Source organism: Oceanicola sp. 22II-s10i, assembly GCF_002210105.1.
Classification (GTDB): Bacteria; Pseudomonadota; Alphaproteobacteria; order Rhodobacterales; family Rhodobacteraceae; genus Pseudooceanicola.
The window spans coordinates 55,112-81,644 of record NZ_AQQU01000011.1; the positions used below are offsets into that span (position 1 = coordinate 55,112).

Below are 26,533 nucleotides of genomic sequence, written 5' to 3' on the forward strand. Positions count from 1 at the left end.
TGTCGTCCGTCTCAGAGTGAGCCGCTGTGATCCGGCAGACCGGATTTCATCCGGTCATGGCCCCAGATCACGGTGCCGATCAGATCGCTCAGGATCTGCAGGGTCAGCAGGGCGAGCCCGATGGCGAGGATGATCCGCTCCGGCCAGATCGGCCAGGCGTGGACGCCGAACGAGATTTCGCCGCGGTCGGTTGCGGTCACGGCATAGCCTGCCGTCAGCCAGGCTATGATGCCGATGCCAACGACCGCGATCAGCAGCGAAAGAACCCGCTGCGCGCGCTTCATACGCGGGGGCATCAGGTCGACCAGCACGGTCACCTGGAAGTTGGAATCCGTCGCCTGCGCACCGGCCATGCCGAGGAAGACCTTGATGATCAGCAGCATCACGCTGATCTCGGTCGCCAGCGGCAGCGGCGCGGCAAAGAAGGCGCGGCCGACCACGTCGGTGATGATGACCACCATCATCGCCCCGGTCGCAAGACCGCTGAGCGAACCGATGACGATGCTGATCCGGGACATCGCGATGAAGAACTTCATTGGACCGCTTTTCGTTTGCAGGACAGGTGGGCCACGGCGGATGCCGCCGTGGCCGTTCGAAATGCGGCTCAGTTGCCGCCCTTCATCTTGACGTAGGTCGCGAGGCCCGGCGTGTAGACCGCGTCGGCCTCGTACTTGCCGACCAGCTCGACGAACTGGTCATAGAGCTCGCCGCCCTTGTCGGTCACGGCCGATGCGGTCTCGATGAACTTCTCGCGCATCAGCGGGCCCATGACCTCTTTCCACGCGGCGGCTTCCTCGTCCGTGGCCAGGATCACCTCGATGTCCCCCGCCTCGTCGATGAAGCGCTGCGCGGCCTTGGCCATCGCATCGTTGATCAGCTCGACATACTTGCCGGGGATCTCGGCGGCGACGGCGTCGATGACGGCTTTCTGCTCGTCACTCAGCCGGTCGTAGGAGGACTGGTTGAAGGAGGCGATGGAGACCGAGTTGATCCCCAGACGTCCCGCGTCCGAAGCATAGCCGACGACCTTGGGCACGCCGTTGTTGACCGCGCTGTCGAAGGGCGCGTTCGCCATGGCGTCCAGCGCCTCGCGGTTCACGGCCTCGACGGCGTCGGCGAAGCTCATCGGGACAGGCGAGCCGCCGCCGGCCTCGACGCCCCATGCGATCGCGGCCACGGCGCGGATACGCTTGCCGGCCATGTCCTCGGGCTTGCGGATCGGGAAGTTCCCCCAGATGCCGCCGTCGGGAAAGGGCAGCGCCCACATCATCTTGACCCCGTGGGACGAGAATTCATTCTACAGGTCGGCGTTCGACTCGTAGAGATCCTTGAACGCGTAGACGACCGCATCCGCCTTTTCGGTGATCCACGGCAGGACCACGTTGGACAGGGGATATTCCTTGGGGTTGTAGGCCTGCGGCGTGGCGGTGGCGAAATCGACCGCCCCCTGGCTGAGGCCGGGATAAAGGTCCGGCGCCTTCATCAGCGCGCCGCCGGGATAGCGTTCGAACACGATGTCGCCGCCGCTGCGTTCCTCGACCTGGTCCATGAACCAGGTGTCGAGCGTGGTGGCGATGGACCGCTCCGAGATGTAGCCGGCATAGACCAGCTTGGTCTGCGCCATGGCTGCAGGCGCCAGGAGCGCCAGCGCGGCGGCACTTGCGCAAACGATATTTCTAAGCTTGAGATCGAATTTCATTATGTCCTCCCTTCCCGGCCATTCCAGCCGGGCCGCTGCCCGCTGGTGTCTCTGGCCGCAAGATGGTCGCCGGGGGACGATCTTGCGGTGAATATCCCAATTATCACGCGGTTTCGTGTCATCTCAAATGAACTGTGTTCAATCCGCGGATCACGTGCCGGGTATGCCCCGTCGCCCCGTGCAGATTGGTCGAAGGGGAGCCTTTCCCATTGCGTGCCGGTTAGTGTAATCGTTTCCGCAATTCGTTCAGCCAAGGGAGGGGCCTATGCCACATATGGACAGCACACGCTTTGCAGGACGGGTGGCAGTCGTGACCGGCGGGAACCGCGGCATCGGGCTGGAAATCGCGCGTCAGCTGGCCGAAGGCGGTGCGCGCGTGGCGATCTGGGCGCGGGACACGGATCGCATGGACGCGGCCGCGGCCGAGCTTTCGACCCTGACCGAAGTGCAGTGTGTCCGCGCGGACGTCGCGTCAGAGGCCGATGTGCGGGCCGCGGCGGATGCAACGCTGGGGCTGTTCGGCAAGGTCGACATCCTTGTCAACAACGCGGGCATCCTCGGCCCCAGTGCGCCGGTCGGCAGCTATTCAACTGCTGACTTCGCGCAGGTGATGCAGGTGAACCTGATGGGCACGTTCCACTGCTGTTCGGCGCTCGTGCCCGCAATGAAGGCCGCCGGATACGGGCGGATCGTGACCCTGTCGTCGGCCTCCGGCAAGGACGGCAATCCCTTCGTCTCGGGCTATTCCTGCTCCAAGGCCGCGCAGATCGCCTTTACCAAGGCGCTGGCCAAGGAGGTGGCGACCGATGGTATCCTCGTCAACGCGGTCACTCCCTCGGCCAGCCCCACCGACATTTTCGGCGATTTGGACGAGGCACTGACCCGCGCCCTGCTGAGCCGTGTGCCCATGGGCCGGTTCGTCCAACCGCATGAGATCGCCAAGATGGTCTGCTGGCTGTGCAGCGACGACTGCTCATTTTCGACCGGTGCGACGTTCGACATTACCGGCGGGCGGACGACGTTCTGACGGTGTCAGTCCCGCTCTAGATGTCCGCGCCTGCGTGGTGGCAGGCCACGAGGCCGCCGTCGCTGCCGGATGCGGAGAGCGTGGGCTCGACGCGGGCGCAGACGTCCGTGGCGGCCGGACAACGGGTGTGGAACCGGCACCCGGCAGGCGGGGCGAGCGGCGAGGGCAGGTCGCCCTTCAGGACGATCCGCCGGCGGGCGCGCTCGATGCGGGGGTCCGGGCGCGGGATCGCGGACAGCAGCGACTTGGTGTAGGGGTGCATCGGGCGCGAGAAGAGCACGTCGACCGGCGCCTGTTCGACGATCTTTCCCAGATACATCACCGCCACCCGGTGCGAGATGTGGCGCACCACGCCAAGGTCGTGTGCGATGAACAGGTAGGCACAGCCCAGCTCGGCCTGCAGGTCTTCCAGCAGGTTCAGCACGCCCGCCTGGATCGAGACATCGAGCGCCGAGACCGGTTCGTCCAGCACCACCAGTTTCGGCCTGAGCGCCAGCGCGCGGGCGATTCCGATCCGTTGCCGCTGACCGCCGGACAGTTCGAACGAGTAGCGCCCCGCAGTGTCTGCGGGCAGGCGGACCAGCTCGATCAGTTCGCGGATCCGGGCGTCCAGGGCGGCGCGGTCGAGCGCGGCCAGTCGCAACCCTTCGGCGAGGATCTGGCGGATCGTCATCCGGGGATGCAGCGAGGCCATCGGGTCCTGGAACACGATCTGCATGTCGCGCCTGAGCTGGCGCAGGGCGTCGGGGCCGGCCCCGGTCACGTCCCGGCCGGACAGTGTCACCTTGCCCGAGGTCGGTTCGATCAGCCTGAGGATCGAGCGGCCAAGGGTGGACTTGCCGCAGCCGGATTCGCCGACCAGTCCGAAGGTCTCTCCCGGCCGGATGTCGAAGCTGATGCCCGACACCGCCTGAACTGCCCCAGTGGTCCGCCCGAGGATGCCGGTGCGGAGCGGGAATTCCTTTGTCAGGTCGCGGACTGTCAGGACGGGGGTGTCGGGGTCAACGCTCACGCCGGGTCCCCGTCGAGGAAGCGGGCGACTAGGGCCGCCTGCGGATCCATCATGGCCCGGCCCGGCACGACCGTGCAGCCTCTCGCCTTCGCCGCGGCGAGCAGGGGCGTTTCGGCTGGAGTCATCACCACCTCGGCCACGACGGCCCCCGGCGGGATCTCTTCCGGTGTGAAGGGCAGGGGGTCATCCGCCTTCATGCCGAGGGCGGTTCCGTTGATCAGCAGTTCGGGCGCGGGCCCGGCAGTGGTGCCGACTGGCGCGGTGGTGAGACCGCTCGCGCGGATGTCGGCCGCCAGCGCCGCGCCCTTTGCGGCATCCCGGTTGCGGATCGTCATGCTGGCGACGCCCGCCCCGGCGAGCGCGAAGGCGATGGCGCGGGCGACGCCCCCGGCCCCGGCAAGGAGCACGTGCCGGCCCTTGGGATCGACACCGTGCGCGGCCAGCCCGGCGAGGAAACCCGCGCCGTCGACATTGTGTCCGGTCAGCGTGCCATCCGCGTTGCGCCGGATGAAGTTCACTGCCCCGGTGAGCCGTGCGGCCTCGGTCAGATGCTCGACCAGCCGGAGGGCGTTGATCTTGTGGGGAATGGTGATCCCGGTCCCCGCGACGTTCGGGGCCTTGCGCAGCATGTCGAGCATGTACGGCAGGTCGGCGCTCAGGACATGCAGCGGCACGGTGACCAGGTCGCGCCCGGCGGCGTCCCATGCCGCGTTCAGGACGGCGGTGCCGACGACATGGCCGATCGGATCGCCCATGATGAACATGACCCTCGTGCGGCCGGTGATCGGGGCGGGCTGGGTCATGATGGCACCGGTTCGCGGAGAGTTGTCAGCGGGAAGTGGCAGGCGCAGGCGGTGCCGCCATGAGGTTCAAGGCGCGGCGTCTGGACCCGGCAGGCATCCCCGGCGCGGCCACAGCGCGGGTGAAAGGCGCAGCCATCGGGGCGCGAGAAGATCGAGGGCGGCGTGCCTTCGATCTGTTTCAGCGCTCCGGTGCCGTCGAGCGTCGGGACAGCGCCGATCAGCCCGGCGGTGTAGGGGTGCGAGGTTTCGTAGAAGATCGGATCCGTCGGCCCGCGTTCGACCACGCTGCCGCCGTACATGACCGCGATCTCGTCGGCGATCCCGGCGACGACCCCGAGGTCGTGGGTGATCAGGACCATGCCGATCCCCAGCTCCGCCCGCAGGTCGCCCAGCAGGTCGAGGATCTGCGCCTGCACCGTCACGTCGAGCGCGGTGGTCGGCTCGTCCGCGATTAGCAGGTCGGGCTTGTTGGCGAGCGCCATGGCGATCATCGCGCGCTGTCGCATGCCGCCCGAGAATTCATGCGGGTACTGGCGGACGCGGCGTTCCGGCTGGGGGATGGCGACCAGTTCGAACAGGCGCTCGGCCTCCTTCAGGGCCGCGCGTTTCGAGATGCTGCGGTCGTGCAGGCGGATCGCCTCGACCACCTGCTGGCCGAGGGTCTTCACCGGGTTGAAGGCCGACAGCGGGTCCTGGAAGATACAGCCGATCGCCTTGCCCCGGATCCGCTGGATGCGGGATGCGGGCATGCCGATCAGCTCCTGCCCCTTGAACTTCGCGCTGCCCTGCACCCGCGTCCCGCGGGGCAGAAGCTGGAGGAAGGCCATCATCGCGATGGACTTGCCCGACCCGCTCTCGCCCACGATCCCCAGCACCTTGCCCGGCTCCAGCGACAGGTCGATGCCGCAGAGCGCATCCGCCCAGCTCCCGTCCCGCGCCTGGAACGAGATGCGCAGGTCGCGGATGTCGAGGAGGGGGGCCGTCATGCGCTCCTCCGGTCGAAGACGTCGCGCAGGCCGTCGCCGAGGAAGGAGGTCGCCAGCACGACCGAGAGGATCGCCATGCCGGGGCCGAAGGCGATCCACCAGGAATAGAACTTCGTGGCCCCTTCCGAGATCATGGAACCCCATTCAGGCGAGGGTGGGGTCGCGCCCAGACCGATGAAGCTGAGCGATGCCGCCAGCAGGACGACCTGGCCGAAGTCCATCGTGGCGTTGATCAGGGTCGGCGCCCAGCAGAGCGGGAGGATGTGGACGCCGAGCACCCGGAGGCTGCCTGCCCCGCCCGCGACGGCGGCCTCGACATGCTCGTTCTCGCGTTTCTCCAACACCTGCGCGCGCATCAACCGCGCGTAGATCGGCCACCAGACGATGACCATGGCGATGGAGGCATTCGCCAGCCCCGGCCCGAGGACGGCGGCCACCGCCATCGCCAGCAGGATCGGCGGAAAGGAGACGGTCACATCGACCAGACGCATGATGATACTGTCGCTCCAGCCGCCGAAGAAGCCCGCCAGTGCCCCGAGGGTCGAGCCGATGAGCACCGCGCAGGCCACCACCACGACGGCGATCGGGATCGACCAAACCGCGCCGTACATTGTCCGCGCGAAGACATCGCGTCCGAGGGCATCCGTGCCCAGCCAGTTCGCCGTCGAGGGTGGTTGCAGGCGGCGGCCGACCATGGCGAGCGGGTCGGCGAGGGGCCAGAAGCTGACGGTCAGAACGGTGAGGATCCAGAACAGCAGCATCAGCGCGCCGATCTTCGCGGTGATCGGCAGGCGGCGCCAGATGTCGCGCGTGCCCTCGAAACGGCGGCGCGGGGAGAAACCGGCGGTGTCGGGAGAGGTCATCGCCATGTCAGTGCACCTTGATCCGGGGGTTCGCCCAGGCATAGGCGATGTCGGTCAGCAGGTTCGCCAGCAGGAAGGCGACGGAGCCCACGATGGTCACGCCCCCGATGGCCGGGTAGTCGAGCGAGGCGGCGGCGCGGACGGCGTAGGAGCCGATGCCGGGCCAGGCAAAGATCGCCTCGGTCAGGACAGCGCCGGTGATCAGGTAGGCGAAGGTGAAGCCGAGGATGGTGAGCAGCGGGATCATCGCGTTCGGCAGGGCGTGGCCGATAAGGACGGTCCGCTCCGGCGCGCCCTTGGCGCGGGCGGTGCGGGCGTAGTCCTGGCTGAGACCCTCGATCAGCGATGACCGGACGATCCGGGTGATGATGCCGGTGACGGCCCAGCCCAGCACGAAGGCGGGCAGCGCGAGATGCGCCAGCGCCTGTCCGAAGAGCGACAGGTCCCCCGCCAGAAGGGCGTCGATGGTGTAGAAGCCGGTGACGTCCGGCGGCGGCGTGACGCGGGGCGGCAGACGGCCGGTGCCGGGGACGATGCTGAAGCGGACCGAGAATATGTAGAGCAGGATCAGCCCAGACCAGAAGATCGGCAGCGAGGAACCGATCAGCGCGAAGATCCGCGAGATCCCGTCCGTCGCGCTCCCCCGGAAACGGGCGGAGAGAAGGCCGAGAGTCAGCCCCAAAGCCGTCCCGATGATCATCGCGGCGATCACCAGTTCCAGCGTCGCGGGCAGGCGTTCGGCGATGTCGGTAGAGACGGGGCGGCGGGTGGTGAAGGACGTCCCGAGGTCGCCCTGCAGCAGGTTGCCGATGTAGGTCACGTAGCGGACCGGCAGCGGCTGATCGAGGCCCCACTGGGCCTTGACCGCGTTGACGATCTCGGGATTCGACATCATCCGTTCGGGGACAAGGGCGGCCAGCGGGTCGCCCTTGGTCATCTGCGAGAGAACGAAGGAGACGCTCGCCACGCCAAGCAGCAGAAAGGGAATAGCGATCAGCCGTCTGACGATATAGGCGAGCATCCGTCCTCAGTTCCGCGTGATTTCGGCCAGCGGCAGGTTGCAGCAGGCGGAGTAGCGCACGCCGGCGATGTCGTTGCGGTAGGCCAGCACGAGGTTCGGCGCGACGAGCGGGATGATGATCGCATCTTCCATCATCGCTTCGCCAAGTTCCTGATAGGCTGCATCCGCGTCGTCGCCCGAAGACGCGAGCGCCTTGGCGTAGAGATCGGCCTCGGCCGGGTTCACCACCAGTTCAGGCTTGCCGACGCTGGCGCGGCCGACCCAGGGGAAGCCCTCGATCATGCCGAAATAGGCGACGTACTGGCCCGAGCCGTAGTAGTCGGGCGCGTAGTAGATCGCCGTCACCGGCCATTCGCCCGCGCCCAGTTCATCCCGCCAGACGGCCCATGTGAGCGGCTTCAGCTCCAGCTCGACCCCGATGGCGGCGAAGTCCTGCTGGACCTTCTGCATCATGATGTTGAAGTCGACGCCGTAGACGTTGTCGTTCGGATAGCCCGCGACCAGCTTGAGGTCCGAAAGGCCCGCATCGGCCAGCACCTTCTTCGCCTTCTCGACATCCTGCGAGCGCGGGGTCAGGCCTGCGGTGCCGGGGAAGCCGTTCGGGATCGGTGCCGCCTGCTTCTCACCGTTGCCGCCGACGGTGAAGTCGAGCATCCCGTCGTAGTCGATGGCGGAGGCGAGGGCATCGCGCACCTCAGCCGTCAGCTTGCCGTCCATGCCCTTCGCGCCGGGGATGAAGCCGATGTAGACGAAGTTGTAGGACGGGATCACCTCGGTCGTCACGTCGCCGGACCGGATGGATTGCGCCGTGTCAGGGTCGATCTGCATGGCGATGTCGACCTGCCCGGTCTCCAGAGCCTGCGCCTGGCTGACGGCATCCTGTATCTGGGTCACGACAACCTCGGAAAAGGCCGGGGCCTCGCCGTAGTAAGAGTCGTTCCGTGCCAGACGCAGCTCGGCCTCGGGCGAGTAACTGGCCAGCTGGAACGGGCCGGAGCCTGCCGAGTTGGCGAGGAACCACGGTTCCGCCTTGTCGGCCTCGGCGGCGGTCTCGTCCGACACCGCGCCGTTCGCCTCGGCCACCTCGGCGTTGATGATGCCGGTGTAGGGGGCGGAGACCTTGTTCAGGAATTCCGAGTTCGGCGCGTCCACGGTGAACTTCACCGTCTTCGCGTCCACCGCCTCGGCCCCGGTCAGCCCGTCCATCAGGAACGAGGGCGAGCCCTTGACGTTCTTCAGCCGGTTGAAGGTCCAGACCACGTCAGACGCCTCGACCGGCGAACCGTCGGCGAAGGTCGCGTCCTTCAGCATGAAGGTGAACTCGGTGAAGTCATCGTTGACCTCCCAGCTCTCGGCGAGGTTCGGCACGAGGGACTGGTTGTCGGGGGCCAGCGTCACCAGCGTCTCGTAGACCGCCGTCAGGTAAAACTGGCAGGTGTCGCAGAACGCGCGGCTCGGATCGAGCGAGTTCACGTCCATCGAGCGCGCGATCACCAGCGTATCGCTGTCCTGCGCGAGGGCCGGCGGCGCGATCAGCGCGCTTCCGGCGAGCAAGAGGGCCGCGAGGCCCTTTCGGGGGTGGTAGGTCATTGCGGGTTTCCCTGTCGGCGCGTGATTTTCGACCGCTTATGCCCCCATCAGGGCCATCAGAACCTGCGATGGCTTGAGAGTGTCACGGTTCCGCTTGATCTCCTCGAAGGCGGCGCCTGTCGCCTCGAGGGTCTCGGCGATGTCCGCTTCGGTCATCGCCGCATTGATGAACATGTTGTGGTAGGGCGAGAGGTACACGCCCCGCTTCATCGCCGCCGCGCAGAAGGCGTAGCCGAGGCGGAAGTCGGGGTCCTCCTCGAAAAGCACCATCGGCAGCGTCTCGGGCCCGGTGTGGCGGAGGGTGAAGCCGAAGTCCTGCGCTTGTGTAACGAGGCCGGTGCGGAACTGGGTGCCGATCTTCTGCATGTGTTCGAGATAGTCGGTCTCGCGGATGATCCGCATGGTCTCGATGGCCGCGGCCATCGGCACGGCGGAGAACCAGTAGGAGCCGGTGACGAAGATGTTCGACGCCGCCTCACGCGCCCGGTCGTTGCCGAGCAGCGCCGAGATCGGCTGGCCGTTGCCAAGGACCTTGCCCCATGCCGACAGGTCGGGCCGAACGCCGATCGTTTCCCACGAGCAATCGCGGGACATGCGGAAGCCGGCACGGACTTCGTCCACGACAAGCAGCGCGTCATGTTCGTCCGCCAGCTTTCGCGCGGTCCGGGCGTATTCGGCGTCGGGCAGGGTCTGGTCGTGGAACGTGTCGTGCCGGAATGGCGTGGCGAAGATACCGGCGAGGTCGTCGCCCGCCTGCTTAACCGCATCGGTCAGGGCCTGCGGGTCGTTGTAGGTGTAGTAGATCAGGTGCGCGCGGTCCTCGGGAACGACCCCGCCGGGGCGCGGCGTGCTCCAGGGGAGTGACCCGTGGTAGGCCCCGGTCGCCACCAGCACCTTGCGCTTGCCACGACAGGCCCGCGCGGTCATCAGCGCCATCGTCGTGGCGTCGGATCCGTTCTTGCAGAACATCGCCCAATCGGCGTGGGAGATCATGCCCACCATCGCTTCGGCCAGATCCACGATCAGCGGAGACGGGCCGGTTGAGGTGTCGATCTGCGCCTGCTGTCGCTGGATGGCCGCCATCACCTCCGGATGCTGGTAGCCCAGCAGGTTCGGGCCATAGGCGCACATGAAGTCGATGTAGGTATTGTCGTCGGCATCGGTGATCCGCGTGCCCTCGGCCCTGGTGAAGAACTGCGGATAGCCTTCGGGCAGGAGCAGCGTCGACTGGTGGCCATACATGCCGCCGGGGATGACCTGGGCCGCACGCTCGCGCAGGGCGCGGTCCTTGGCGTTGCTCCACATGCTGGCCCCCGTTTTCTGAATTATCTGCAGCTAATCCGAGCCTAGAGAGCGAAAATTTCTGGCGCAACTTAAAACTCGAAAAATCTGGAAGTGCCTTGATTTTTGATCGAAAGCCTTCCGATGAGACGCTCATCAGCATCGACAGGATCAAGGAAGACAGCCTCGCGGGAAGCGAGATCTCATCTCGGCGGCTCGATTTAGCGATATAATGTTCAGCTATCTCCGGAAGCCCCGGAGACAGACTCAGGCCTGATACTTTTGACGCCCCGCGAAGTCAGCCGTTGCCGCTCCTGAGGCACGGCCTCCGATCACCGCGAAAGTCCAGCCACGCCGGCTTGACCCCGATTCGGATATATCATGAAGCCGATCATCCTAGCTGCGTCGCCAAAAAACCAGCCAAAACTCGGATCAACATCGCGCAAATGCCACCTCCTGGGCGCCAGACGCCGAAGCTGGGTAATATTGGCAGTGCATTTTGATATATTAAGACGCAGGGTCTGGCTCACACCTGCGAGAACCGGGAGGGCAGCACATGATCATCGTGACGGGCGGAACGCATGGCATCGGGAGGGCCGCGGCAGAGATACTCATCGCCGAGGGGCGCGAGGTTCTTATCGCGGGCCGTGACAGCGAGACGGGCGAGGCGCTCGCGGCCGCGCATGAGCGGATGCACTTCCTGCGGACCGACGTTTCGGTCGAGACGGAGTGCAGGGCGCTGGTCGACCGGGCGATGGAGCTTGGCGGCGGCAGGATCGCGGGGCTGGTGAACAACGCGGGCCTCGGACGGCGGCACGTCTTCATGGAGACGAGCCTGGCCGACTGGGACGAGGTGATGAACGTGAACGCGCGCAGCGTCTATCTGATGACGCGGCTGGCGCTCGACGGGCTGATCGCGGGGCAGGGGGCCGTGGTCAACATATCCTCAATCGCCGGGAAGGCGGGAGAGGAGGAGCTGGCGATCTACACCGCATCCAAGGCCGCCGTGATCGGGCTGACACAGGCCCTTTCGCTGGAGCTGGGGCACCTCGTCCGGTTCAACGCGGTCTGTCCGGGGCAGATCGGCACGCGGATGATGGGGCGGGTGCTGTCGGATGACCGGCGGCGGCGGGAACTGGAGCTGCGGATTCCGGCCGGGCGGATCGCAAGGCCGGAGGAGGTGGGCGAGGTCATCGCCTGGCTGCTGTCCGACAAGTCCTCCTACGTGAACGGCGCGGTCCTGCCGGTCGACGGCGGCGAGACGGCGGGGCTGAGGACGCCACGCTACCCGGAGTAGCGTCAGCCCTTCACCGCGCCGGGTTTGCCGTAGCCGTAGCTCTTGTAGGCCTCGTGCACCTCGGCCATCTCCTCGTCCGTGAGCATCTTCACCGCGCCCATGGTCCGGGCGAGCTGGTACTGACGCGCCAGCACCTCGAGCTTCTCGGTCAGGTCGAAGGCGCCGCCGAGGCTGCCGGCCAACGCGATCATCCCGTGGTTGGCCATCAGGCAGGCGCGGTATTTCGTGCCCATCGTCTCGGCCACGGCCTGCGCAAGCTCTGGCCCCCCGAAGGTCCTGTAAGGCGCGCAGGGCACCTCGTTGCCGCCGAAGGAGGCGACCATGTAGTGGAAGGACGGCATCGGCTCGCGCAGGGTCGACAGGGCGACGCAATAAGTGGGGTGCGCATGGACGATCCCCTGCGCCTCGGGCCGGTTGCGGTAGAGGATCGCGTGCAGGGCCCATTCGCTGGAGGGTTTCCAGTTGCCCTTGAACGTGCCGTCGAAGGCGACCTCGGCGATCTGGTCCTCTTCCATCCGGTCGGGCGTGATACCCGAGGGTGTGATCAGCATGCCGTCGCCGAACCGGACCGACAGGTTCCCGGCGGTGGCGTTCGACAGGCCCCGCGCGACGGATTCACGGCTGTAGTGGACGAGCGCCTTGCGGATCTCTGCTTCGGTCTTCATCGGCTTCCCTCTTCGATTTCCTCGAGCGCGCGGAGCAGGACGTCCGTCGTGCCCAGCTTTCCGGACTTCAGGAAGAAGGACACCGGATCGTCCCCCTCCGACACGCAGAACCCGCCACCGTTCGGGCCGCGCGGGAAGGGCCGGACGGACCGGATGCCGAGCGCGGTGACGATCGAGCCCGAGGTCTCGCCCCCCGCCACGATGAAGCGGCGCACGCCCTTGTCGTGCAGGCCCCGAGCGACACCCGCCAGAATGCGCTCCGCCAGCCGGGCGGCCCCCAGCCGTCCGAGCTCGGCCTGCGCGGCCTTCACCCCGGCCTCGTCGGCGCAGGTGGTGATGCCGAAGGGCGTGCCGATCCGCGCGGCGGCCCAGTCGAGCGCTTTCGCGATCAGCCCCGCCTCGTCGCCGGCCAGGAGGTCCAGCCGCAGCACCGGATGCTCTGCCTCGAACGCCGCCAGCTGAGCCTCCGCCACCGGGCCGACGCTGCCGCCCAGAACCACCGCCGGTCCCTTCGCGTGGCGCGGCGGTTCTGCGGCCCCCGCCCGCCCGCGCCCGAGGGCGAGGCCGAGGGACACCACCAGCGGATCGCTTGCCACGATGCTGCGGCGGTCGAGGGCGAGGGTCGTACTCATCTCGACATCGCCCGCGTCGGAGCAGTCGAGAAGGACATGCCGGTGCCCCGCCGCAACCTGCTTGTCGAGCGCGGCGCGTGCAGTGCCTTCCTTCAACAGATCCAGATGCGTGACGAGGCCGAGCGGCGTTTCGGTCTGGTGCGACAGGAACCGCACGAGGTTCGGATCGGGCATCGGCGTCACTGGATCGAACCGTTTGACCGACTCGTTCACCAGCATGCCCTGGTAGAACAGGTGGCCCTGGTGGACGGTGCAGCGAAACTCCGGGAACCCCGCGCTGATCAGGACCGGCAGATCGCCGTAACGATCGGCCAGCATGTCGGCGGCAGGGCCGATGTTGCCCTCTTCGGTGGAATCGAAACTGGCGCAGGCCTTGTAGGCGACGGTGCCGCAGCCGAGGGCGTCGAGCGCGTCGAGAGCGCGGGCGATCTCGGCCTTCGCCTCTTCCACCGGAACCAGCCGGGTGCGCGAGGCGATGACCACGATGGGGGCCTGCGTCCGGGCCTCGCCCGCGGCTTCGGGGTCGAAGAAGACCGGGCATTCGATCCCGGCTTCCTCGAAATAGCTCGCCACCAGCAGACCGCCGGTGAAATCGTCCGAGAGGATACCGTAGGCCGGGCTCATACCCGGTGCGCCTTGCGTGTCATGATGTCGTCCTCCCTGCGGCCAGTGTCACGCCTCGCCGCCGAACCTGTCCAGAGCGTTTCGGGTTATCGTCTCGGTGAACGGGTCGCGGCGGGTCAGCCCCATGATCCATTCGCAGGACCCGGCGGTCAGCACCTCGCCGCGCCCGCGTTTCATGCTGGTCACCATGCCGGAGCCGTACTGGTAGTTCCTGCGGGCGACGGGCGTGTCCTCCGCCGCCAGCTCCGCGAGCCCCACCAGGTCGGAATCCCGGACATAGTAGCGGTAGCCAGGCCCCTCGTGTTCGTATTCGAAGAGGACGGCGGGGCTCATGGCGAGGATCTCGATCCCCTCCGGCACACCCGGATCGGCGACGGGGTAGGGCAGCCCCCGCTCGAAGGTGTAGTTCAGCCCGTCCACCTCGTAGCCGAAGATCCCGGCCTCGGCGCCGAAGACATCGGCGTAGCGCAGGTCGGTGCCCTCGAAGGCCCAGTGTTCGGGCCGGTAGACGGTGAACCCGCGCGACCCGCGCGGCGCGAAGCCGCCCCAGGAGCCGTACATGCCATGGCACCCATTCACCCCGACGGTCGAGGCGCCGGGCCAGCTGACGCCGCCGCTTTCCCACGAGGCGGTCAGCAGGTGCTTCTGCTGCGGATCGTCGCGCACCGGGTCCATCTTGGGCGCCTTGGTCTTCCAGCAGACCTGCCGCGCGCCGTCGTCCTCAAGCCGGATCTGCCAGAGGAAGTTGCCGCCGAAGCGCGAGAAGTTGCCGCCCCGCTCGACGAAATCCTCGACCGTCTTGCGCATGTCCCACGACCAGTATTCGTCATGGCCCACGGTGACGAGGCAGGTGTAGTCGTCCAGGATCTCGGGCCGCAGGTGCAGGTCGGTCTGGGTGATGATGTCGAAGCCGTAGCCCTGCCGTTCCGCCCATACGGCGAAATGCCGGTCGAACTGGGCCCATCCGGCGGCCGCGTAATACTGGCCGAACCCGTGCGAATAGCCCCATTCCTTGGAGGGATAGCCCGGCAGGTCGTTCATCTCGGGCATCCGGTTCTGCGCGATCCGCGCGGCGCCCTTGGGCAGCCAGAGCATCCCGCGCGTCCAGGGCCGGTGCAGGCTGAGATGCGGCGAGCCCTCGTTCCCGTTCGGCCCCCAGGTGCCGAAGTAATGGTTCGCCCCGCCCCAGTCGTTGTAGGCGGTCCAGGTGCCGGTCGCGAGCATGAAGAGGATCTTGCCCTGCCGCGTCTCGGGCGTCGGGCGGACGACGAAGAAATGGTGCTGGACGAAGCGTTCGCCGTCCTTCCGCATGCAGGTCGAGACAACACGGTAAAAGCCCGGCCGCTGCCCCTCGGGGATTTTCCAGGAATGCAGGACCGGCCAGTCGCAGCCGTCCATGTAGGCGGTCTCGGAGGTCTTCGTGAAGGTCCCGGGCAGGTCGAACGCCTCGTGCGCCATCGCGGGCGCGTGGCCGTCACGGTAGATCTGCAGCGTCCACGTGTCGGCGGTTGTCGAGCCGTGGAACTCCACCGTCTCGCCGGGATCGTAGGACATGCGGGGCGTGTAGACGAAGACCTCGGCCAGCTCCGGGTCCTCGCGTGGGGCCTGGAAGCGGTAGTCGGAGAGGAAATGCTCGTCCCCGTATCCCTTCCGCACGCCCCAGGGCGCGACGGCATGGGGGCCGGTTTCGGGGAAGCGGAACTTGGATCGGGTCATGTCGTCGGTTCCCTTCATCCGGGTTTCAGGTCAGGCACGCCGCGCAGGCGACAGAGATCATGCGCCTCGGCCCCGGCCCCGTTCAAGTACGCCGCTCAGGGTATGGATCGGTGCGCCATGTTGCCGTTTCGATATATCAGAAATCCGACTCGACCCCGCGTCGTCAAGGCATTGTTGGAACATACTTGCAGATAGTTCACATTTATACAGGTATGGGGCGCCGGCGCGGTTGAGCTTGCAGATCGCTGTAATCAATGAAGTTTTTGCCGATAACCCCCTGATAACGGCGTTTCTAGCGGCCTATGTGGCATCACTCGCTTCTCTGGCGGGTGCTGATTTTTCCGGCCCAACAAGGCGAGGCGGAGGAGAAAGCTGAATTTTATTAGGCTATCTGCTATATCATCGTCTACGTTTCCATCACGAGGCTGCACAGAATCGACACGGGGACGCATGACGAACAGTGGAACGCAGATGGCAGGGGCCGAAATCTCGGTGCGCGGGCTCGAGAAGAGCTTCGGCCAGCTCAAGGCCGTCGACGACCTCTCGCTCGACATCCCCAGCGGAGAGTTCCTGGCGTTGCTCGGCCCCTCCGGCTCCGGCAAGTCCACTGTCCTGATGATGCTCGCCGGGTTCGAGGTGCCGACGGGTGGCGCGATCACCATCGACGGGCGCGACTGCACCCGGATGCCGCCGCAGAAGCGGAACATCGGTATGGTGTTCCAGCACTACTCCCTCTTCCCGCACTTGTCGGTGCTCGACAACGTGGCCTTCCCCCTGAAGATGCGGGGCGAGGCCAAGGCCGCCCGCCGCCGCCGCGCCGCCGAGGCGCTGGAGGTGGTGCGGCTGGAAGGCTACGGCGACCGGATGCCCTCGCAGCTTTCCGGCGGGCAGAGGCAGCGCGTGGCACTGGCGCGGGCCATCGTCTACCAGCCGCGGCTGCTGCTGATGGACGAACCGCTTTCCGCGCTCGACAAGAACCTGCGCGAGGAGATGCAGCTCGAGATCAAGCGACTGCATTCCGAGCTGGGCGTGACCGTCGTCTTCGTCACCCACGACCAGGGCGAGGCGCTGACCATGGCCGACCGCGTCGCGATCCTGCGGGGCGGCAAGATCCAGCAGATCTCGCCCGCGCGTGAGCTCTACGAGCGGCCCGCCAACCTCTTCTCCGCCGGGTTCATCGGCGAGATGAACATGATCCCCGCCCAATGGGACGGCAGCGGTCTGGTGCTGGCACAGGGCGACCGGCTGGCCCCGCCCGACACTGCGCTGATCGGCACCGCTCCGACCGGCGCCGCCACCCTCGCCATCCGGCCCGAACGCCTGCGCGTCACCGCACCCGACGCGCCCGGCGCCCTTGCCGCCACGCTGGAGGAAGTCGTCTATGCCGGGGCCGGCACCCTGCTGATCGCGCGGCTGGCGGACGGGACCGAGATTCGCGCCCGCATCCCCTCGGCCGGCCTGCCACGGCTGTCGGAGGGCGAGCGAATCGGCCTTGCCTTCGACCCCGACGCCCTGCTGGTCTACGGAGAGGCCGCCGCATGAGCCTGTCCAGCTTCATGCAGCCCGACGGGCGGAACCTGTCCAAGGCCGGCATCACGCTGCTGATGGCCCCGTTCTTCATGCTGATCGGCATCGCCTTCCTCTACCCGCTCATCAGCCTGCTCTCGATCTCGGTCACCGAGCCCGAGCTCGGGTTCCAGAACTACGAGCGCATTCTCGACACGCCGGTCTACGGCAAGGTCCTGCTGCGGACGCTCTGGATCGCGCTGCTGGTGTCGATCCTGTCGCTGTTCCTCGCCTTCCCGGTGGCGATGGCGATGGTGTCCTCGGGCGGTGCCATGGCGGTCTTCATCACCGCCTGCATCCTGCTGCCCTTCTGGTCCTCGGTGCTTGTCCGGACCGCCGCCTGGGCGGTGCTCCTGCAACGGAACGGGATCGTCAACGACCTGCTGCAGGCGATCGGCATCATCGACGCGCCGGTCCGGCTGCTCTACACGCAGGGCGCCGTCGTGGTCGCGATGACCCATGTGCTGATGCCCTTCATGGTGCTGCCGATCTACGGTGCCCTCCGCAACATCCCGCAGGATTACGGCCGCGCCGCCGCGATCTGCGGGGCCGGGCCGCTCCGCGGGTTCATCGAGGTGACGCTGCCACTGGCCATGCCCGGCGTCCTCGGCGGCTTCATTCTCGTCTTCCTCACGGCGCTCGGCTACTTCATCACCCCCGCGCTGCTCGGCTCGCCGCAGGAGATGATGATCGCCACGCTGATCTCGCAGCAATTGCGCGAGTTCCTCGACTGGCCCTTTGCCGCGGCCCTGGTCGGCGTGCTGACCCTTTTCGTCACCGCGATCACGCTGGTCTTCAGCCGCGTCTTCCGGTTCGACCGGATGCTAGGGGGGCAGGTATGAGCAACCGCCCGACCCCCGGCCGCCTGCTGCTGATGGCCTATGTCTACCTCGTCCTGATCTTCGTGCTGGCGCCCATCGTGGTGATCCTGCCGATGGCCTTCAGCGAACCGGACTACCTGACCTTCCCGCCGGAGGGCTTCACCTTCGACTGGTTCGGCGCCTTCTTCGGCAATTCCCGCTGGATGGCGGCTTCGGTCTTCTCGCTGAAGATCGCGGTGCTGACCTCCGTCGTGACGGTGGTCGTCGGCACCATGGCGACCTACGCGCTGATGCGCGGGGCAGGGCGGCTCGGCACCCTGTTCCAGGGGCTGCTGATCGCGCCGATCGTGGTGCCGCATATCGCGCTGGCCGTCGCGCTCTACCTCTTCTTCCGGCAGACCGGGCTGTCGGGCACCGTCACCGGCTACGTCATGGCCCATGCCATCATCGCCATGCCCTTCGTCGTCTTCACCGTCGCCGCCGCGCTCAGCTCGGTCGACGCCACGCTCGAGGACGCGGCGATGAGCTGCGGCGCCTCGCGCTTCGATGCCTTCCGGCTGGTAACGCTGCCGCTGATCCTGCCGAACGTGCTGTCGGGCGGGCTCTTCGCCTTCATCCTGTCCTTCGACGAACCGGTGATCTCGTTCTTCCTGGCGGGCATCCGCGACAAGACCCTGCCACGCATGATGTTCGACAACATCGAACAGAACCTCACCCCGGTGATCCCGGCCATCGCCGTGCTGCTCACCGGCATCTCGATCTTCGTTCTGGTCTCCGCGGCGATCCTGCGGCGGATGGCCCAATCCCGGAGCATGCCCGCCAAAGAGGCATGATCCGGCCCATCAAGGCAACGACAAGGAGGTTGAAATGAAGACGACGAAACGGGCCGCGCTGCTGGCCCTCGCGGTGCTGACGGCCGGGACGGCCGCCAAGGCCGATGAAATCGTGATCGCCACGACGGGCGGCCTGATGCGCAACGAGATGGAACAGTGGTTCTACCTGCCCTTCGCCGAGGCGACCGGCACCGAGGTGATCCCCTTCGACATCGAGGTCCCCGACCAGTGGGCCCGGGCCGAGGGCATGGTCCGCACCGGGCAGGTCGAGTTCGACATCGTCACCGCCACCGGTCCCGACCTTGTCGGCAAGGCAGACATGCTGGTCGACATCCCCTGCGACACGCTGGAGAACGTCAAGGAATACGCGCTGCCCGGCGCCTGCCAGCCCAAGGGCATCGCCCGCACCACCGGCGGCATGGTCCTGACCTACAACACCGAGACATACGCCGATAACCCGCCCGACAGCTGGGCTGATTTCTGGGATGTCGAAACCTACCCGGGACCGCGCGGCCTGCCCGACACCGGCGACCGCGACTGGTGGCTGCCGACCGTGGCGCTGCTGGCCGACGGCGTGGCCAAGGAGGATCTCTACCCGCTCGACCTGGACCGCGCCTATGCCAAGCTCGAGGAGATCCGCCCGCATATCGCGGTCTGGTGGAAGACCGGCAACCAGGTCCAGCAGATCATGCGCGACAACGAGATCGCCATGACGATGGCCTATTCCGGCCGGGCGCTGAAGGTGATCCAGGACGGCTCGCCCTTCGCGATGGCATGGGACGGCGCGATCCGCGACACCGGCTACCTCGCCGTGCTGAAGGACTCGCCGAACCCCGAGGGCGCGATGAACTTCATCAACTTCTTCTATGGCGCGGCAGAGGGGCATCCGGGCTTCATCCAGGCGGTCGGCTACGCAACCTCCTCGACCATCGGCCTCAGCCAGCTGCCGGAGGAAGAGCAGAAGCTCTACGCCACCTACCCGGCGAACTACGAGCTGCTGGTCGATCCCGATTTCGAATGGATCGGCGCGAACCGCGACGAGCTGCGCGAGCGCTGGACCAACTGGCTGCTGCAATAAGCGCAGCCGCCATGCCGGGGGCGGCGACAATCCGCCCCTGGCCCAAGGAGGACCGCAAACTTGTGACGCGGGATCTTGCCCTTTAGATTGGCGCCGCGTCCGCAGGGAGCCGGGTTTTGAACACATCAAGAAATTTGCAGGCCGAACTGACCCAGAACCGGCCGATGCGGCGACGGGGGATCGAGCGGTATCACCTGATCCTCGACGCGACCGAACGGTTGCTGTCGGACAGCGGCGACGAGGACATCAGTCTGGCCCAGATCGCGGAACAGGCCGAGATCTCGCTCGCCTCGGTCTATTACTTCTTCCCGAACCGCAATTCCGTCTACGTCGCGCTTGCGCTGCGCTTCAACGACGAGATCTACGAACGGTCCATCCTGCCGCTCAGCGATCCGGAGCCGCAATCCTGGCAGGAGCTTCTGGAGAGGAAGCACAAGGCGGCAGCCGCGTTCCAGAACAGCCGCCCGGCCGCCCTGCGCCTGTTTCTGGGCGCCGGTGTCTCGGCCGCGGTCCGCAGCGCGGATTTCACCGGGAACGCGCGTCTGGCCCGCAGCCGGGCACGGATGCTGGAGGCCTATTTCGACATCCAGAACATGCCCGACCTGCCGCACTGGCTGGAAATGTCGGCGGCGGCGATGGACGGGATCTGGGCGCTGTCCTACGGATATCACGGACAGATCACGGAAGCCTACCGCGCCGAGGCGACGGCCTGTGCCGTCACCTACCTGCGCCGGTACCTTCCCGAATACCTGCCCCGGATACCGGTAACGCAGGATGCGCTGGATCGCATACGCATCGAACTGGACGGCCCGCGACCGACCGATCAGGGCTGATACCGTGTCAGCCCCAACGTCCGTGGTCTCTCGGCAACCTGACGGGTCCTAACTTTCGCTGACCTTCGCCCCGGGCGTCGCGTTGTCGATGCCGAGGCGCTGGTCCGCCAGCGTCGACCAGGTGTCGTCCTGCGGCGGCGCGGGGGGGATATCGCAGTTGCGCAGGTGGATGTTCACCTTGGCGATGAAGTTCGCCGAGACGGGCGCCGTGACAAACAGGAACGCCATGATCAGCAGCTCGTGCATGGTGCCGCTGCCCTCGGCGACGGAGGCGAAGATCGAGGCGAGCAGCAGCATGCCGACGCCGATTGTGCCGACCTTGGTCGGGGCGTGCAGGCGGGTCATCGGGTCGTTGAACTTCAGCAGGCCGATGACGCCGACGAGGATGAAGAAGGACCCGATCAGCAGCGACGCGCCGGCGGCGTAGGTGAAGGCGACAGCGAGTGTCATTCGATGATGTCCCCCCTCAGGATGAAGCGCGCCAGCGCGACGGTGGACACGAAGCCGAGCATGGCGATCAGCAGCGTCACCTCGAAATAGACCTTCACGCCCTGCTGGATGCCCAGCACGACCACGAGGCCGAGCGCGTTGATGACCATGGTGTCGAGCGCGAGGATGCGGTCGCCGGTCGTCGGGCCCAGCACCAGCCGCACCATCGAGAGGACCTGGCCGACCACGAGGGTGACGAGCGCAACGCCAAGGGCGATGTCGAGGAATCCGGAGGCGGAGGTCATGAGAATATCTCCAGCAGCCTGCGTTCATAGCGGGTCTTGATGTCGTCGCGGACGGCGTCGGGGTCGTCGGTGTGCAGCACGTGGACGAGCAGGCTGTGCCCCTCGTCCGACAGGTCCGAGGACACGGTGCCCGGCGTCAGGGTGATGGTGCCCGCCAGAACGGTGATCGCCTCGGGCTGCTTGAGTTCCAGCGGGACGACGATCCATGCCGGCTTCAGCTTGGCGTTCGGCACGGTCAGGACGATCCACGCCACCTGGATGTTCGCCACGACGATGTCCCACATCACGAGGAAGGTGTAGGTCACCATCCGCCCCATCCGGAACCCCTTGGGCGTGTCGGGCCACCAGATCGAGGTCATCCAGGGGATGATGATCCCCAGCAGGATGCCGAAGACGACCATGCCCGCGCTGATCCCGTTCTGCAGGATGACCCAGACGAGGGCGAGGACGATGGTCAGCAGCGGGTGCGGCAGAAGCCAGCGGTAGGCGCGCATCAACATGTCAGTGCCCCTCTTTCGGCGTGCTGAGTTTGCCCGGCGTGTCGAGGACCGTCGAGGTGTAGGCCTCGGGCGCGAACAGATCCGTCGCGATGGCGGTGGTGTAGGCGTGGACGTGGCCCGCGAACAAGGTCAGCGCCACCAGCAGGGCGAAGAGCCCGCCGACGGCCGTGTAGGACAGGACCGAGGGGCGGACGGCGTCCTCGGCCGCGGGTTCTGCGTCCGTGGTGCCGTGCGACTTCCAGAAGACCGTGCTGCCCGCGCGGGCGAAGCCGACGACGCTGACGAGGCTGGAGCCCAGCACGACCGCCCAGATCCAGACCACGAGGTCGTCCCCGACCGAGGCCTGCAGGACCAGCAGCTTGCCGAGGAACCCCGAGAGCGGCGGCAGGCCGGCCATCGCGATGGCGCCGACGAAGAACATGCCGGCGGTGAGGAAGGTCCCCGCCATCGGAATCTGCGCCGTGATCTCGACATTGCCGCGCCCGGTGCGGACGAGGTCCGAGATCAGGAACAGCACGGCCGCCGCAAGAGTGGAGTGGACGATGTAGTAGAGCGCCGCGCCGATGCCCGCCGGGCTGAACAGCGCGATGGCGATCATCACCATGCCCATGGAGCCGACGACCGCGAACGCCACAAGGCGGTCCACCCGGCGTGCCGCCAGCACCCCGACCGCACCGATCCCGCAGGAGATCAGCGCCGCCGGCATGAACCAGGTTTCCAGCAGGTTCGACGTGACCTCCAGATCAGGCGGGAAAATCATCGTGTAGACACGGATGATCGCATAGGCGCCGACCTTGGTCATGATCGCGAAAAGCGCGGCGACCGGGGCAGGGGCCTCGGCATAGCTCGACGGCAGCCAGAAGTGCAGCGGCACCAGCGCCGCCTTGATCGCGAAGACCAGCAGCAGCAGCACGGCGGCGACGCGGATGCCCACCGTCTCCTCGGGCCCGATGGCGGCCACGCGCTGTGCGAGGTCGGCCATGTTGAGCGTCCCGGTCTCGGCATAGATCGAACCGAGCGCGAAGAGGAACAGCGTGGAGCCGATCAGGTTGTACAGCACATACTGCACGCCAGCCTTGAGTCTGTCGTTGCCACCGGCGTGGATCATCAGGCCGTATGAGGCGATCAGCAGGACCTCGAAGAAGACGAACAGGTTGAAGAGGTCGCCCGTCAGGAAGGCCCCGAGGATCCCCATCAGCTGGAACTGGAACAGCGCGTGGAAATGGCGGCCCCGGTTGTCCCAGCCCGAGCCGATGGCATAGAGCAGCACGAAGAGCGCCAGCACCGAGGTCAGCAGGACCATCATGGTCGACAGCCGATCCCCGACGAGAACGATGCCAAAGGGCGCGGCCCAGTCACTGAGTCGGTAGTAGATGACGGATCCGTCCGACACCTCCCAGGCGAGGGCGGCGGACAGGCCGATCAGGAAAACGACGCCCGACACCGAGAATACGCGCTGGATGCCGATGTGATAACGCGCGGCCAGCACGATGAACGGGGCCATCAGCGCGGGCAGGACGATTGGCAGGATGATCCAGTGGCTCATGTCTGCTGCTCCGTCCCGGCGGACTGCGGCTGGTCGTCGACGTGGTCGTCGTCGGATCCGAGGAAGGCGCCGAGGCCGATCATCACCACGACAGCCGTCATCCCGAACGAGATCACGATAGCGGTCAGGACAAGCGCCTGGGGCAGGGGGTCGGTGTAGACGGTCACGTCATCGGACAGGATCGGCGGCGCGCCGATGGTCAGGCGGCCCGAGGCGAAGAGGAAGACGTTCACCGCGTAGGTCAGCAGCGACATCCCGAGGATCACCGGGAAGGTGCGCAGACGCAGGACGAGGTAGATACCCCCCGCGGTCAGCACGCCGATGGCGGAGGCAACGATCAGTTCCATGTCAGTTGCCCTCCTTCAGTGCCGTGACGTTCTCGAGCGGACCCTCGGTGCGCGACGGGTCGATGTCCATCGGGTATTCGGTGTCCGGCGTATCCGTCCGGCGCGCCAGCCGCGAGAAGCTTTCCAGCGACAGCATCACCGCGCCCACGACCGCGAGGAACACGCCCAGATCGAAGAGAGCGGCGGTGGCCAGTTCGAATTTGTCGAAGGGCGGGATCCGGACATAGGTGAAATCCGAGGTCAGGAAGGGCTTGGACACGAACCACGACCCCATCCCGGTAAAGCCCGCGACCAGCACGCCCGCACCGATCACCCCGTGATAGGGGTATTTCAGCCGGGCGGAGGTCCAGGCAAAGCCGCTGGCCATGTACTGCATCACCACGCCGATCGACACGATCAGACCGGCGATGAAGCCGCCGCCGGGTTCGTTGTGGCCGCGCAGGAAGATGTAGAACCCGACCATGATGACCACCGGCATGATGACGCGCGTCACAACGACCATCATCATCGGATGCCGGTCCCCGGCCTGCGGCTGGTCCGGCTCGCGGTTCAGCAGCCTGCGCCGCACCGGCCCGTCGAGCAGCGTCTCAGTCAGGGCGTAGATCAGCAGCGCGGCGATGCCGAGCACGATGATCTCGCCGTAGGTGTCGAAGCCCCGGAAGTCGACGAGGATCACGTTGACGACGTTGGTGCCGCCGCCGCCCTTGTAGGAATTTGCCAGGTGGAATTCCGAGATCGGGGTCGAGACCGCGTCGCGCAGCAGGTAGTGCCAGGACAGGGCGAAGGTCGCGAGGCCCCCGGCGACCGCGATGGCCGCATCGCGCACCCGGCGCAGCGTGGTGCTTTCGACAGGGGTTCGGTTGGGCAGGAAGTTCAGCGCCAGCAGCAGCAGGATGATGGTCACGACCTCGACCGTGAACTGGGTCATCGCGAGGTCGGGCGCGCTGAGGTAGACGAAGCCGACCGAGACCATCAGGCCGACGATGCCGATCAGGATCAGTGCCAGCAGGCGGTTGCGATGCAGTATCACCAGCGCCACGGTCGCGGCCACGAGCATCGCCCAGCCTGCGATCGGCACGGGGCCCGCGGCCTGCATGGTGCGCGTGGCCTCGCCGACCGCGCCGGTGACCCATGCGTGGTAGCCGGCCGCGATCATCGTCACCATGGCGATCATGGCGTAGCGGGTGAACGACCCGTTGTGCAGCCCGTGGATGACCACCTGCGAGACGCGCGCGGCGGCCTCGACGATGGCTTCGAAGATCACCTTCGCCTCGGGGCGCGGTGTCGCCTCCCAGAGCCGCAGGAGGGGCTTGAAGACGGTCATCAGCAACAGGCCACCGACAACCGCGATGATCGACATGTAAAGCGCCGGGACCAGCCCGTGCCAGATCTTGAAATGCGCTTCGGGCACTTCGCCCGCCATGCCGAGGACCGAGGCGGTCACGATCTTGACGAAGGGCTCGGCGAGGAAAGGCGCCACGCCGATGACGACCACGAGCACGACGAGGATCGCGGGCGGCAGCCACATGCCCGGACCTGGATCGTGCGGCTTGTGCGGATAGTCGTCGCGCACCGGCCCCAGGAAGGTGTGGCCGATGAAGCGGAAGCAGTAGGCCGCCGAAAAGAGCGAGCCTGCGGTCGCCAGCACCGGCACCAGCCAATGGCTGCCATACAGCACCGTGTGGTGGGCTTCTTCCAGCATCATCTCCTTCGACAGGAAGCCGTTGAGGAACGGGATCCCGGCCATTGAGAGCGCTGCGAGGGTGGCGATGACGAAGGTCACCGGCATCAGCGCGCGCAGCCCGCCAAGGCGGCGGATGTCGCGCGTGTGTGCCTCGTGGTCGACGATGCCCGCGGACATGAAGAGCGCGGCCTTGAACGTCGCGTGGTTGAGGATGTGGAACACCGCCGCCATGGCTCCGAAGGCCGTGCCGGTGCCCAGAAGCATGGTGATCAGGCCGAGGTGGCTGACGGTCGAGAAGGCCAGCAGCGCCTTGAGGTCATGCTTGAACAGCGCGATCACCGCGCCCAGCACCATGGTGATCAGCCCCGCCGTGGTTACGATGGCTACCCATTCGGGCGTGCCCGACAGCACCGGCCACATGCGGGCCATCAGGAAGATGCCCGCCTTCACCATGGTCGCGGAGTGCAGATAGGCCGAGACTGGCGTCGGCGCGGCCATCGCATGCGGCAGCCAGAAGTGGAAAGGGAACTGCGCCGACTTGGTGAAACAGCCCAGCAGGATCAGGATCAGCGCGGGCAGGTAGAGCGGGCTGGCCTGGATCATCTCGCGGTTCTGCAGGATGACGCTCAGATCGTAGCTGCCCACGATATTGCCGAGGATCAGCATGCCCCCGATCATCGCCAGTCCGCCCATGCCGGTCACGGTCAACGCCATCCGCGCGCCCTGACGGCCCTCGGGCAGGTGCTTCCAGTAGCCGATCAACAGGAAGGACGACAGCGAGGTCAGTTCCCAGAACACCAGCAGCAGCAGGATGTTGTCAGACAGGACGATCCCCACCATCGCGCCCTGGAACAGCAGGAGGTAGGTGAAGAACTCACCCATGTTGTCTTCGCGGCTGAGGTAGTGCCGCCCGTAGGCGATGATCAGCAGACCGATGCCGAGGATGAGCAGCGCAAAGAAAAAGCCCAGCCCGTCCAGCATCAGTGTCACGTTCAGCCCGAGCGCGGGCATCCAGTCGATGCCGGCGGTCACGACGCGGCCTGCCAGCACCGCCGGCAGGTTGGTGAGAAGGCCGACAAAGGCCGCCAGCGTGACGGTGAAGGTCACCCCGGCACATGCCGACCGGCCGGCCGAATTCATCACTCCGGGAAGGAGCGCGCCGAGGAAAGGCAGGGCGACGATAAGGAAGAGTGACACGTTGGCAGCCCACTTGAATGTTTGGTCATCATTCATGCGCAACGACGGCAGATGATTCCAGCAGATTGATAAAGTTTGTGGGGATTTTTCCGTATCGTCCGATGCCATTTCTTCGCGTGACGCAGGGTCGCATTGACGGGTTTGGAACCGTAATTCTTGGCCGGAGTCGCCTTCCGCG

26 protein-coding genes are annotated in these 26,533 nt (G+C 66.5%); 7 read left to right on the forward strand and 19 right to left on the reverse strand.

Going from position 1 to position 26,533, the window contains the following annotated elements:
* Positions 1-11 precede the first annotated feature (11 nt).
* From ATO6_RS20840 to ATO6_RS20850, 3 genes are all read right to left on the reverse strand, one after another.
* The gene (locus ATO6_RS20840; RefSeq protein WP_088625982.1) at positions 12-536 is read right to left on the reverse strand and encodes a TRAP transporter small permease subunit; all 525 of its coding nucleotides are present in this window, start codon (positions 534-536) and stop codon (positions 12-14) included.
* Between the two features lie 68 nt (positions 537-604).
* The gene (locus ATO6_RS20845) at positions 605-1,270 is read right to left on the reverse strand and encodes a hypothetical protein (RefSeq protein WP_088625983.1); all 666 of its coding nucleotides are present in this window, start codon (positions 1,268-1,270) and stop codon (positions 605-607) included.
* Positions 1,271-1,297: 27 nt separating this feature from the next.
* Entirely contained in the window at positions 1,298-1,699 is a 402-nt protein-coding gene (locus tag ATO6_RS20850; RefSeq protein ID WP_088625984.1) for a hypothetical protein, read from the reverse strand.
* A 265-nt stretch (positions 1,700-1,964) separates the two neighbouring features.
* Here ATO6_RS20850 and ATO6_RS20855 point away from each other — a divergent pair, with 265 nt between their 5' ends.
* Complete coding sequence (locus ATO6_RS20855; RefSeq protein WP_217899043.1) at positions 1,965-2,726, forward strand: SDR family NAD(P)-dependent oxidoreductase; 762 nt, start codon at positions 1,965-1,967, stop codon at positions 2,724-2,726.
* A 16-nt stretch (positions 2,727-2,742) separates the two neighbouring features.
* Here the strand turns inward: ATO6_RS20855 and ATO6_RS20860 are convergent, their stop codons facing one another.
* From ATO6_RS20860 to ATO6_RS20890, 7 genes are read right to left on the reverse strand one after another with little or no spacing between them, the layout of a single operon-like run.
* Positions 2,743-3,738: an ABC transporter ATP-binding protein gene (locus ATO6_RS20860; protein WP_088625986.1), complete on the reverse strand. Its 996-nt coding sequence runs from the start codon at positions 3,736-3,738 to the stop codon at positions 2,743-2,745.
* Positions 3,735-4,541, reverse strand: a complete 807-nt coding sequence (locus ATO6_RS20865) for a shikimate dehydrogenase (protein ID WP_088625987.1) — start codon at positions 4,539-4,541, stop codon at positions 3,735-3,737. The genes ATO6_RS20860 and ATO6_RS20865 overlap by 4 nt, the downstream gene beginning before the upstream one ends.
* Positions 4,538-5,527, reverse strand: a complete 990-nt coding sequence (locus tag ATO6_RS20870) for an ABC transporter ATP-binding protein (RefSeq protein WP_088625988.1) — start codon at positions 5,525-5,527, stop codon at positions 4,538-4,540. Before ATO6_RS20870 ends, ATO6_RS20865 begins: the two co-directional genes overlap by 4 nt.
* On the reverse strand, positions 5,524-6,396 hold the full coding sequence (locus ATO6_RS20875) for an ABC transporter permease (protein ID WP_217899044.1): 873 nt from the start codon (positions 6,394-6,396) through the stop codon (positions 5,524-5,526). The genes ATO6_RS20870 and ATO6_RS20875 overlap by 4 nt, the downstream gene beginning before the upstream one ends.
* Position 6,397: 1 nt before the next feature.
* Entirely contained in the window at positions 6,398-7,411 is a 1,014-nt protein-coding gene (locus ATO6_RS20880; RefSeq protein WP_088625989.1) for an ABC transporter permease, read from the reverse strand.
* A 6-nt stretch (positions 7,412-7,417) separates the two neighbouring features.
* Positions 7,418-9,001 carry an ABC transporter substrate-binding protein gene (locus ATO6_RS20885; protein ID WP_088625990.1) on the reverse strand — a complete coding sequence of 528 codons (1,584 nt, stop codon included), beginning with the start codon at positions 8,999-9,001 and terminating at the stop codon, positions 7,418-7,420.
* 36 nt (positions 9,002-9,037) lie between these two features.
* Positions 9,038-10,306 (reverse strand): aminotransferase class III-fold pyridoxal phosphate-dependent enzyme, encoded by a 1,269-nt coding sequence (locus tag ATO6_RS20890; protein WP_088625991.1) that lies wholly within the window; start codon positions 10,304-10,306, stop codon positions 9,038-9,040.
* Positions 10,307-10,838: 532 nt separating this feature from the next.
* Between ATO6_RS20890 and ATO6_RS20895 the strand changes: the two genes are divergently transcribed.
* Positions 10,839-11,579, forward strand: a complete 741-nt coding sequence (locus tag ATO6_RS20895; RefSeq protein ID WP_088625992.1) for an SDR family NAD(P)-dependent oxidoreductase — start codon at positions 10,839-10,841, stop codon at positions 11,577-11,579.
* Positions 11,580-11,581: 2 nt separating this feature from the next.
* Here ATO6_RS20895 and ATO6_RS20900 read toward each other — a convergent pair whose 3' ends face one another.
* Genes ATO6_RS20900 through ATO6_RS20910 form a run of 3 tightly spaced genes read right to left on the reverse strand, consistent with a single transcriptional unit; the run spans position 11,582 to position 15,216 of the window.
* On the reverse strand, positions 11,582-12,244 hold the full coding sequence (locus ATO6_RS20900; protein WP_088625993.1) for a class II aldolase/adducin family protein: 663 nt from the start codon (positions 12,242-12,244) through the stop codon (positions 11,582-11,584).
* Complete coding sequence (locus tag ATO6_RS20905; RefSeq protein WP_088625994.1) at positions 12,241-13,500, reverse strand: four-carbon acid sugar kinase family protein; 1,260 nt, start codon at positions 13,498-13,500, stop codon at positions 12,241-12,243. The genes ATO6_RS20900 and ATO6_RS20905 overlap by 4 nt, the downstream gene beginning before the upstream one ends.
* Positions 13,501-13,548: 48 nt before the next feature.
* Positions 13,549-15,216: a N,N-dimethylformamidase beta subunit family domain-containing protein gene (locus ATO6_RS20910; RefSeq protein ID WP_088626026.1), complete on the reverse strand. Its 1,668-nt coding sequence runs from the start codon at positions 15,214-15,216 to the stop codon at positions 13,549-13,551.
* 450 nt (positions 15,217-15,666) lie between these two features.
* Between ATO6_RS20910 and ATO6_RS20915 the strand changes: the two genes are divergently transcribed.
* The 5 genes from ATO6_RS20915 (at position 15,667) to ATO6_RS20935 (ending at position 20,347) form a co-directional block, all read left to right on the forward strand.
* Positions 15,667-16,758: an ABC transporter ATP-binding protein gene (locus ATO6_RS20915; protein WP_088625995.1), complete on the forward strand. Its 1,092-nt coding sequence runs from the start codon at positions 15,667-15,669 to the stop codon at positions 16,756-16,758.
* Positions 16,755-17,624: an ABC transporter permease gene (locus tag ATO6_RS20920; RefSeq protein WP_088625996.1), complete on the forward strand. Its 870-nt coding sequence runs from the start codon at positions 16,755-16,757 to the stop codon at positions 17,622-17,624. The genes ATO6_RS20915 and ATO6_RS20920 overlap by 4 nt, the downstream gene beginning before the upstream one ends.
* Positions 17,621-18,436, forward strand: a complete 816-nt coding sequence (locus tag ATO6_RS20925; protein ID WP_088625997.1) for an ABC transporter permease — start codon at positions 17,621-17,623, stop codon at positions 18,434-18,436. Before ATO6_RS20920 ends, ATO6_RS20925 begins: the two co-directional genes overlap by 4 nt.
* Positions 18,437-18,470: 34 nt before the next feature.
* Positions 18,471-19,514 (forward strand): extracellular solute-binding protein, encoded by a 1,044-nt coding sequence (locus ATO6_RS20930; protein WP_088625998.1) that lies wholly within the window; start codon positions 18,471-18,473, stop codon positions 19,512-19,514.
* A 116-nt stretch (positions 19,515-19,630) separates the two neighbouring features.
* The gene (locus tag ATO6_RS20935; RefSeq protein ID WP_141102049.1) at positions 19,631-20,347 is read left to right on the forward strand and encodes a TetR/AcrR family transcriptional regulator; all 717 of its coding nucleotides are present in this window, start codon (positions 19,631-19,633) and stop codon (positions 20,345-20,347) included.
* Between the two features lie 48 nt (positions 20,348-20,395).
* Here the strand turns inward: ATO6_RS20935 and mnhG are convergent, their stop codons facing one another.
* From mnhG to ATO6_RS20965, 6 genes are read right to left on the reverse strand one after another with little or no spacing between them, the layout of a single operon-like run.
* Positions 20,396-20,797: a monovalent cation/H(+) antiporter subunit G gene (gene mnhG, locus ATO6_RS20940; RefSeq protein ID WP_088626000.1), complete on the reverse strand. Its 402-nt coding sequence runs from the start codon at positions 20,795-20,797 to the stop codon at positions 20,396-20,398.
* On the reverse strand, positions 20,794-21,081 hold the full coding sequence (locus ATO6_RS20945) for a K+/H+ antiporter subunit F (RefSeq protein WP_088626001.1): 288 nt from the start codon (positions 21,079-21,081) through the stop codon (positions 20,794-20,796). The genes mnhG and ATO6_RS20945 overlap by 4 nt, the downstream gene beginning before the upstream one ends.
* Positions 21,078-21,578: a Na+/H+ antiporter subunit E gene (locus ATO6_RS20950; RefSeq protein WP_088626027.1), complete on the reverse strand. Its 501-nt coding sequence runs from the start codon at positions 21,576-21,578 to the stop codon at positions 21,078-21,080. Before ATO6_RS20950 ends, ATO6_RS20945 begins: the two co-directional genes overlap by 4 nt.
* 4 nt (positions 21,579-21,582) lie before the next feature.
* Positions 21,583-23,127: a monovalent cation/H+ antiporter subunit D gene (locus tag ATO6_RS20955; protein WP_088626002.1), complete on the reverse strand. Its 1,545-nt coding sequence runs from the start codon at positions 23,125-23,127 to the stop codon at positions 21,583-21,585.
* Positions 23,124-23,474 carry a Na+/H+ antiporter subunit C gene (locus ATO6_RS20960; protein WP_088626003.1) on the reverse strand — a complete coding sequence of 117 codons (351 nt, stop codon included), beginning with the start codon at positions 23,472-23,474 and terminating at the stop codon, positions 23,124-23,126. Before ATO6_RS20960 ends, ATO6_RS20955 begins: the two co-directional genes overlap by 4 nt.
* Position 23,475: 1 nt before the next feature.
* A complete protein-coding gene (locus ATO6_RS20965) occupies positions 23,476-26,355 on the reverse strand; it encodes a monovalent cation/H+ antiporter subunit A (RefSeq protein WP_088626028.1) in 2,880 nt (959 codons plus the stop codon).
* Between the last annotated feature and the right edge of the window lie 178 nt (positions 26,356-26,533).